At 42.6% G+C, this 7,569-nt stretch carries 6 protein-coding genes; all 6 read left to right on the forward strand.

Annotated features, from left to right (window positions below; all coding sequences use genetic code 11):
- On the forward strand, nucleotides 1-2,114 hold a 2,114-nt coding region (locus JHD69_RS18120), incomplete at its 5' end, for a GumC family protein (RefSeq protein ID WP_199141756.1).
- A gap of 335 nt (nucleotides 2,115-2,449) precedes the next feature.
- The gene (locus tag JHD69_RS18125; RefSeq protein ID WP_199141757.1) at nucleotides 2,450-2,992 is read left to right on the forward strand and encodes a UpxY family transcription antiterminator; all 543 of its coding nucleotides are present in this window, start codon (nucleotides 2,450-2,452) and stop codon (nucleotides 2,990-2,992) included.
- Nucleotides 2,977-4,275 (forward strand): Vi polysaccharide biosynthesis UDP-N-acetylglucosamine C-6 dehydrogenase TviB, encoded by a 1,299-nt coding sequence (tviB, locus tag JHD69_RS18130; RefSeq protein WP_199141758.1) that lies wholly within the window; start codon nucleotides 2,977-2,979, stop codon nucleotides 4,273-4,275. The genes JHD69_RS18125 and tviB overlap by 16 nt, the downstream gene beginning before the upstream one ends.
- A gap of 5 nt (nucleotides 4,276-4,280) precedes the next feature.
- Nucleotides 4,281-5,720 carry a lipopolysaccharide biosynthesis protein gene (locus tag JHD69_RS18135; protein ID WP_199141759.1) on the forward strand — a complete coding sequence of 480 codons (1,440 nt, stop codon included), beginning with the start codon at nucleotides 4,281-4,283 and terminating at the stop codon, nucleotides 5,718-5,720.
- Complete coding sequence (locus tag JHD69_RS18140; protein ID WP_199141760.1) at nucleotides 5,717-6,871, forward strand: DegT/DnrJ/EryC1/StrS family aminotransferase; 1,155 nt, start codon at nucleotides 5,717-5,719, stop codon at nucleotides 6,869-6,871. The genes JHD69_RS18135 and JHD69_RS18140 overlap by 4 nt, the downstream gene beginning before the upstream one ends.
- Nucleotides 6,872-6,880: 9 nt before the next feature.
- A partial coding sequence (locus JHD69_RS18145; RefSeq protein ID WP_199141761.1) for a glycosyltransferase family 2 protein occupies nucleotides 6,881-7,569 on the forward strand: 689 nt, incomplete at its 3' end.

Below are 7,569 nucleotides of genomic sequence, written 5' to 3' on the forward strand. Positions count from 1 at the left end.
AGATGTGTATAAGAGACAGGTCTAACAGCACTGCGTTTAGCGACCTTAACATGTTCCAAACCGTAAAAACGGTTGATAACGAAATCGAAATCCTTCGTTCTAGAGACCTCATTTACAAAGTGCTCCAAGAACTTCACCTAGAAACCGCCTACTTTAGAAAAGACGGCTTTAAAACCACCGAACTCTACGGTTATACTTTACCCGTTAAAATTGCGTTTGCCGAACTCAAAAAAGGAGCTTATTCCAGAAAGATCAGCATTTCTTCTATCAACGACAAGCTGTTTCGGTTAACAGACAGCAGCCTCAATCTGGTGGCGGCTTATGGTACGCTCATCAGCACTAAAAACTACGCCATCCGAATTGAGAAAGGTCCGGCTTATGCCAAAGCTTTTGGCGAAATCAGGATCCAGTTTAAAGATTTGTATAAACTTACAGAAGCCTATAGTTTGATGAAGCTAAAAATTGTTCCGGTGGTTAAAGATGCCAATACCGTTGTAATTAGCTTGAACGACAATGTGCCACAAAGAGGGGTAGACCTCTTAACCAGTCTGATCAGGATCTATAACCTCGACAATGTGAACAATAAGAACAGCATTGCCCAAAATACAATCAGGTTTATAGACAATAGGCTAAAGTACCTGGTAAGCGACTTATCGGGTAGCGAACAAGATGTAGAAAGCTTTAAACAACAAAACCAGGTTACAGATATCAATATTGATGCACAACTCAATGCCACAAGATCTGTAGAATACAACCAGTTGCTGACCGAAGCATCTACCCAGCTCAGCCTCGTACAATCTATAGAAAACTATTTTAAAAGCAAACAGGCGCAAGGCAGCTTGGCGCCAAGTGCCATGGGCATTAAAGATCCCATACTTAATGGGCTGATTGCTAAATTTAACGACCTGCAATTGGAAAGGAACAGGATGCTGCGAACTGCCAGTGCGGAAAATCCACTCGTTTTAAACCTGAACGACCAGTTGTCCGCCTTGAAAACCAATATCCTGGAAAATTTAAAATCAATTCAAAACGGCTTCAGCATTGAAAAAAATAACCTGCAGGCCAACTATTCGCAGTACAACAGCAAAAGCAAATCTGTGCCCAGCATAGAGAGGGGGCTTTTGGAAAGAGGCCGCGAACAAAGCGTAAAATCTGGATTATACAAGTACTTGTTGCAAAAACGTGAAGAAACAGCCCTGTCTTTATCTACTACGGTGCCTACCTCGCAGATTATAGACAGACCAGCCTATAACACCAATCCGGATTCTCCCAAAGCGCCTATTTTTTATCTATGTGGTTTCTTTTTGGGATGCTTTTTGCCAGCTGGCGTTATCTATGCGAGAGGATTTTTTAACAATAAGGTGAAAGATGCCAGAACCATAGTATTAACCGGTGCCAAAATGCTAGGCGAACTTTCTCATAACCTGGATAAAAATACCAATGTTTTTCAGAAAGACAACCGTTCTACCATTTCAGAGCTTTTCAGGTACATAAGGATGAATTTGGGCATGATGGGCAATCAGGCTAGCAACAAGGTAATATTGGTTACTTCTAGCATGAAAGGCGAAGGCAAGACCTTCTTTAGCATTAATTTGGCCACCACACTAGGCATGCTCGATAAGAAAGTGGTGGTGGTAGAATTCGATTTGAGAAGGCCTGCATTGCTAAAAAAATTGAACCTATCGGCAGAATTTGGCATTACCGACTACCTGAACGATGATTCGCTTACCATCGATGCTATTATTCAGCCCGCCCAAATGGCTAACCATATCAGTGTAATTGGTTGTGGGACCGCTCCCGAACAGCCGGCTGAGGTTATGATGAATCCGAAAGTAGCGCTGCTGCTGCAGGAACTGAAGCAACGCTTTGATTATATTATTATTGATACTTCTCCGGTTGGCCAGGTAGCCGATGCATTTAGTCTGGCACCTTATGTAGACGTCAGCATTTACCTGGTACGGTACAACTATACCAACCAATATCAGTTGGCCATACTCAAAGATATTAGCGACGAAAACAAACTTAAGAATCTGATGGTCGTATTTAACGACGCCAAAAGAGAAAAAAACCAAAAATACAGTTACGGTGGCTATGGTTATGCCATGGCCGAATAGAATTATATTGATAAAACGCATTTTAAATGTACAAAGTTGCCCTATTGGTGCTTGTTGCCGCCAGCCTTGCCATGTAAGCTGGCAGAAAATATAGAAGTTAGCCTGCTGCTCTCCATCATTACTCAATAACCCACACCTACCCCTGTGTCACAAAATCCTGATCACTTGTCGCTGTAAGCGATATGGCGAAGCCTTGTTGCGGATCGGGATAACCTTTCATCTATCCTAAGTACGAATTCTTGTATCAGATCATTCCCTTTTCACCTGTAAAGTACGGTTGGGGTTGGCCTGTTTTGTTGCTCATTATTTAAAAATTAGTTATAAAACCTGAAATCATGTACAAAAAAATGCTTGAAAAGAATTGGCTGGTGGTATATGTACGTCCGCGTTGGGAAAAAAAAGTAGACCGCTTGCTGCAAGAACAAGGAATAGAATCCTTTTGCCCTACAAAAACCACTGAGAACCAATGGGCCGATAGAAAGAAAATGGTTGCCCTGCCACTTTTTACGGGCTACCTTTTTGTTAAGATAGACGACAGGGAACTTACCAAAGTGAGGTATACGCTGGGCGTACTCAACTTCATCTATTTCATGGGCCATCCGGCCGTAGTAAGAGAAGCAGAGATGGATCGGCTTAAGGAAATGGTAAAAATGTATAATAGTTTGGAAGTAGTTGGCTTAAACGAACTTTCTGCAGGAGATAGGGTAAGGATCAGAAGCGGTGTTTTCTATAACCAAGAAGGAAAGATCATCCAAATTCAGGGCAAAACCGTATTGCTCTCTTTTGAGCATTTAGACTGTGCTTTGGTAACACGGATTGCCATTAACCAATTGATGCAAATCACCCCCCAAAAAACAACTGTATGCACCGCCCAATAAATCCAATCAGAATGGCCGTAATTGGCTTAGGCTATGTAGGCCTGCCACTGGCAGTAGAATTTGCCAAAAGCCACAAGGTAATTGGCTTCGATATTTTTGGCCAGCGAATAGCCGAGCTGAATGCGGGTAAAGACACAACCCTCGAGGTTGACAAGGAAGAACTAGACAAGGTGCTTACTTTCGATTGCACCACGCTTAAAGGTTTGTATTGCACTACCGAAATAGAAAAGCTCAATGCCTGTACGGTTTACATTATTACCGTACCAACTCCTGTCGACAAAAACAACCGTCCCGATTTAAGCCCGCTGATCAAAGCAAGTGCATTGGTGGCCAGCGTATTGAAGAAAGGAGATATGGTGGTTTATGAATCAACCGTATATCCAGGAGTTACAGAAGACGAATGCGTGCCTGTGCTGGCTAAAAAATCTGGACTTGTGTATAACAGGGATTTTTTTGTAGGCTATTCGCCCGAGCGTATCAATCCCGGAGATAAGCTGCATACTGTGGCCAACATCCTGAAGATCACTTCGGGTTCAACACCTGCGGCAGCAACCCAGGTTGATGACCTTTATGCTTCGGTAATCAAGGCAGGAACCTACAAAGCTTCATCTATCAAAGTTGCCGAGGCTGCCAAGGTAATCGAAAATGCACAACGAGATATCAATATTGCTTTTGTAAACGAATTGGCTATGATCTTTAACCAACTGGGTATAGATACCTCTGAGGTATTGGCGGCGGCCGGTACCAAATGGAATTTTCTGAATTTTAAACCGGGTTTGGTTGGCGGGCACTGTATTGGGGTTGATCCTTATTACTTAGCCCAAAAGGCTCAGGAAGCCGGCTATCATCCCGAAATTATACTTGCAGGCCGAAGGGTAAACGACGGTATGGGCAAATATGTTGCCGATCAGCTCATTAAGCAAATGATTTCGAAAAACATTGCCATCGTGGGGGCCAAGGTGCTGGTATTGGGTTTTACGTTTAAGGAAAATTGCCCAGATGTTCGCAATACCAAAGTAATCGATATAGTAAGAAGGCTTCAAGAATACCAATTAAAGGTTACGGTGCACGATCCCTGGGCAAATGCCGACCATGCACAAAAACATTATGGCATATGGTGCGAAAACGGCACCTCAAAAACCAGAAAATATGATGCTGTGGTGCTGGCCGTTGCACACCAACAGTTTAAAGAGATAGACATTCGTGCCCTGCGCAAAACAAAATCGGTTTTGTACGACATCAAATCCATGCTTCCTGCATCAATGGAAGCAGTTCGCCTGTAAGAGCCATGGGCTTTATCATCAAGGCCAGATTGGCTATTATCTGGTCAATTGTACAACAATTCAGTATCAAGTTTATCGGCCTTGCCATTACCGTTTTTTTGGCCCGCATTTTAAGCCCTGCAGAATTTGGGCTCATTGCCATGCTCTCTGTTTTTATTGCCTTGGGCAATTCGCTCATGGACAGTGGGCTTACTTCATCACTCATCAGGAGCAGGTTAACGGGTCAAAAGGATTATTCGACCATCTTTTTCTTTAACCTGATTGGTGGAATTTTGGCCTATGTCATTTTGTTTTTTGCGGCACCTTTCATTGCGACGTTTTACAGACAGCCCTTGTTGGCGCAAATTATCAAAGTATATGGACTAACCTTTATCATCAATGCTTTTTTTAGCATTCAGAGTACGCTTCTTATTAAAGAGATGCGTTTTCGCTTGCAAACGCTCATTCAAATTCCGGCAGTGATTATAGGAGGTGCTTTGGGCATTTTGCTGGCTAAAAACGGTTACGGTACCTGGAGCCTGGTATGGATGAACCTCTTAACCGCTCTCATTTCAACGCTGCTGCATTGGTACTGCTCTTCTTGGCGCCCAAAATTTATCTTCAACAAGAAAAGCTTTAGGAAACATTTTCACTTCGGCTATAAAATGACTGTTTCTGGGTTGCTCGATACCTTTTACCAGAATTTATATACCATTATTATTGGCCGCTTTTATGCAGCCGCGCAATTAGGATACTATGCCAGGGCAGACAGCCTGAGCCAATTGCCAATCGGAATAATTTCAACAGCCATTAACAAGGTAGCCTATCCCATGTTCTCGGCCATTGCCAACGACGATGGGAAACTTAAAAAAGTATATCAAAAACTGATGCAGCAGGTGTTGTTTTGGAATGCGCCAAGTTTGATTTACTTGGCCGTTGTTGCAAAACCCTTTATAGGCTTGTTGCTAACAGATAAATGGCTACCTGCAGTGCCTTATTTTCAGCTGTTGTGCATAGCCGGCATACTCTATCCCTTACATTCTTACAACCTTAATATTTTAAAAGTAAAGGGGCAAAGTGGCCAATTCCTAAGGCTCGAAATCATTAAAAAAGTGATCAGTGTGATCGGCATCTGTTGCGTAATTCCATTTGGCATTATGGGTTTGCTCTACTTTCAGCTTTTCTTTACGGTTTTCGCCTACTACATCAATTCGATGTACAGTGGCAACCTTATTAAATATCCATTAAAAGAGCAGTTGCTCGACATTTGGCCGATACTACTGGTTGCGGGGCTTTTGGGGCTCGCTGTTTTTTATCTCGACCAGTTGGTGCTCAGCCACAGCCTGAATAGGTTTTTAAGAATTCTGGTTGCCGGCATCAGCTATGGTAGCCTATACCTGGGCATAAGCCGTCTGTTCAACCTAGCTCCACTAACTGATTTTAAACAAATAATCTTAAAAAGATGATACCTGTAACTAAACCCTTCTTGCCATCGTTAGCAACTTTCCAAAGCTATATAGATTGTATTTGGACCAGGCAATGGCTAACCAATAACGGCCCTTTGGTAAATGAGCTTGAGCTAAAGCTTAGAACATACCTTAATTTGCCTTATGCGTTATATGTAACCAATGGTACCATCGCATTGCAGTTGGCCATAAAGGCTTTGGCACTCAAGGGCGAAATTATTACCACGCCATTTTCTTTTGTGGCTACTACCAGTGCCATTGTTTGGCAGGGTTGCAAACCGGTTTTTGTTGACATAGATGAGCAGACCTTAAATATAGATCCCTCAAAAATAGAAGCAGCCATTACGCCCCGTACAACCGCAATTTTAGCAACACATGTGTTCGGAAACCCTTGCCATATCGAAGCCATCGATGCAATTGCCAAACGGTATAAGTTAAAGGTAATTTACGATGCGGCCCATTGCTTTGGCGTAAAATATAAAGGCAAGTCTATTTTTGCCTATGGCGATGTCAGCACCACGAGTTTTCATGCCACAAAGCTATTTCACACCATAGAAGGAGGAGGCGTTTTTACGCAAGACGAAGCACTGCTAAAGAAAATGACTTACATGCGAAATTTCGGATACAGTGGCGTTGATACCTTTTCTGAGATCGGTACCAATGCCAAAAATTCTGAGTTCCATGCGGCAATGGGCTTATGCAACCTCAAATACATTGAAGAAATCTTGTGCAAAAGGAAAGAGCTTTTCGAATTTTACAGGTCTAGTTTGGAAACATCCGATCTTCAGTTTCAGCATATCCAGTCGCAGACCCAATTTAACCATGCCTATTTTCCGGTAATATTTAAATCAGAAAGCGCCATGCTCAATTGCATGAAGCAACTGGAAAAGGTTCAGGTCTGCTGCAGACGTTATTTTTATCCTTCGCTATCGGCCTTGCCTTACCTTGAACAAATAGCCATGCCCATTTGCGATTCTATTGCAAAAAGGATCATGTGCCTTCCCATGTTCCATACCTTGGATAATTTGGAAAGAAGCTTGGTCGTTAAAATTATTACCAAAGCACAAAACCCGAGCAGAAAGCGGATTGCTGCCAAACCAGCATACAGTACAGCCATCGCTGGTACTGAAATGATTGCAAACATCAATTAGTGGCACAATATGAAAAATCAAGACGAACCCGTAATGGTCAGTGTTTTCTGCATCACTTATAACCATAGTAGGTTTATTGCCAAGGCAATTGAAGGCTTCCTGATGCAGCAATGCAATTTTAAGGTCGAAATTATTATTGGCGACGACTGCTCCACAGATGGTACCACAGCGATAATAGACCGTTATGCCGCAAAGAATCCGCAGATTAAACGCTTGGTTGCTGCGCAGAATATCGGGCCTACACAAAACATGATTAGGGTAGCCATGGCCGCCAAGGGAAAATATGTAGCCACTTGCGATGGGGATGACTTTTGGACTGATCCCTTTAAGCTGCAGAAACAGGTTGATTTTTTAGAAAGCCATCCAGAATATGTGATTTGCTGCCACTATACCAAGGAGATTAATGCCGACGATACAGAGCTCACTTATATGAACTTTAATCCCAAGCCTCTAAGCTATTCGTTTAGCGACCTGATGGTGAATAAACAAGAGGAAACCAGCACCGTAACCCTGTTGTATAGAAATACCGAAGAAATAAGACAGCTTTATGCGCAACAATGGTTTTTAAGCTGCAAAGCCTGCGATAAATTCTTAAAGCTTTACTCTACCTGGTCTACAGGCAAAAAAATATATGTACTGCCCGAAACCATGAGCTGTTACCGGCGCCATGAAGGTGGTACTGTCTCTTATACACATCT

Origin of the sequence: Pedobacter sp. ASV12, assembly GCF_016429155.1 — a bacterium.
Taxonomy (GTDB): Bacteria; Bacteroidota; Bacteroidia; order Sphingobacteriales; family Sphingobacteriaceae; genus Pedobacter.

What these genes read in the sequence shown, in the direction of transcription:
- JHD69_RS18125 (WP_199141757.1), top strand. Translation starts at nt 2,450, where the DNA reads ATGTACAAAAAAATGCTTGAAAAGAATTGGCTGGTGGTATATGTACGT.
- tviB (WP_199141758.1), top strand. Translation starts at nt 2,977, where the DNA reads ATGCACCGCCCAATAAATCCAATCAGAATGGCCGTAATTGGCTTAGGC.
- JHD69_RS18135 (WP_199141759.1), top strand. Translation starts at nt 4,281, where the DNA reads ATGGGCTTTATCATCAAGGCCAGATTGGCTATTATCTGGTCAATTGTA.
- JHD69_RS18140 (WP_199141760.1), top strand. Translation starts at nt 5,717, where the DNA reads ATGATACCTGTAACTAAACCCTTCTTGCCATCGTTAGCAACTTTCCAA.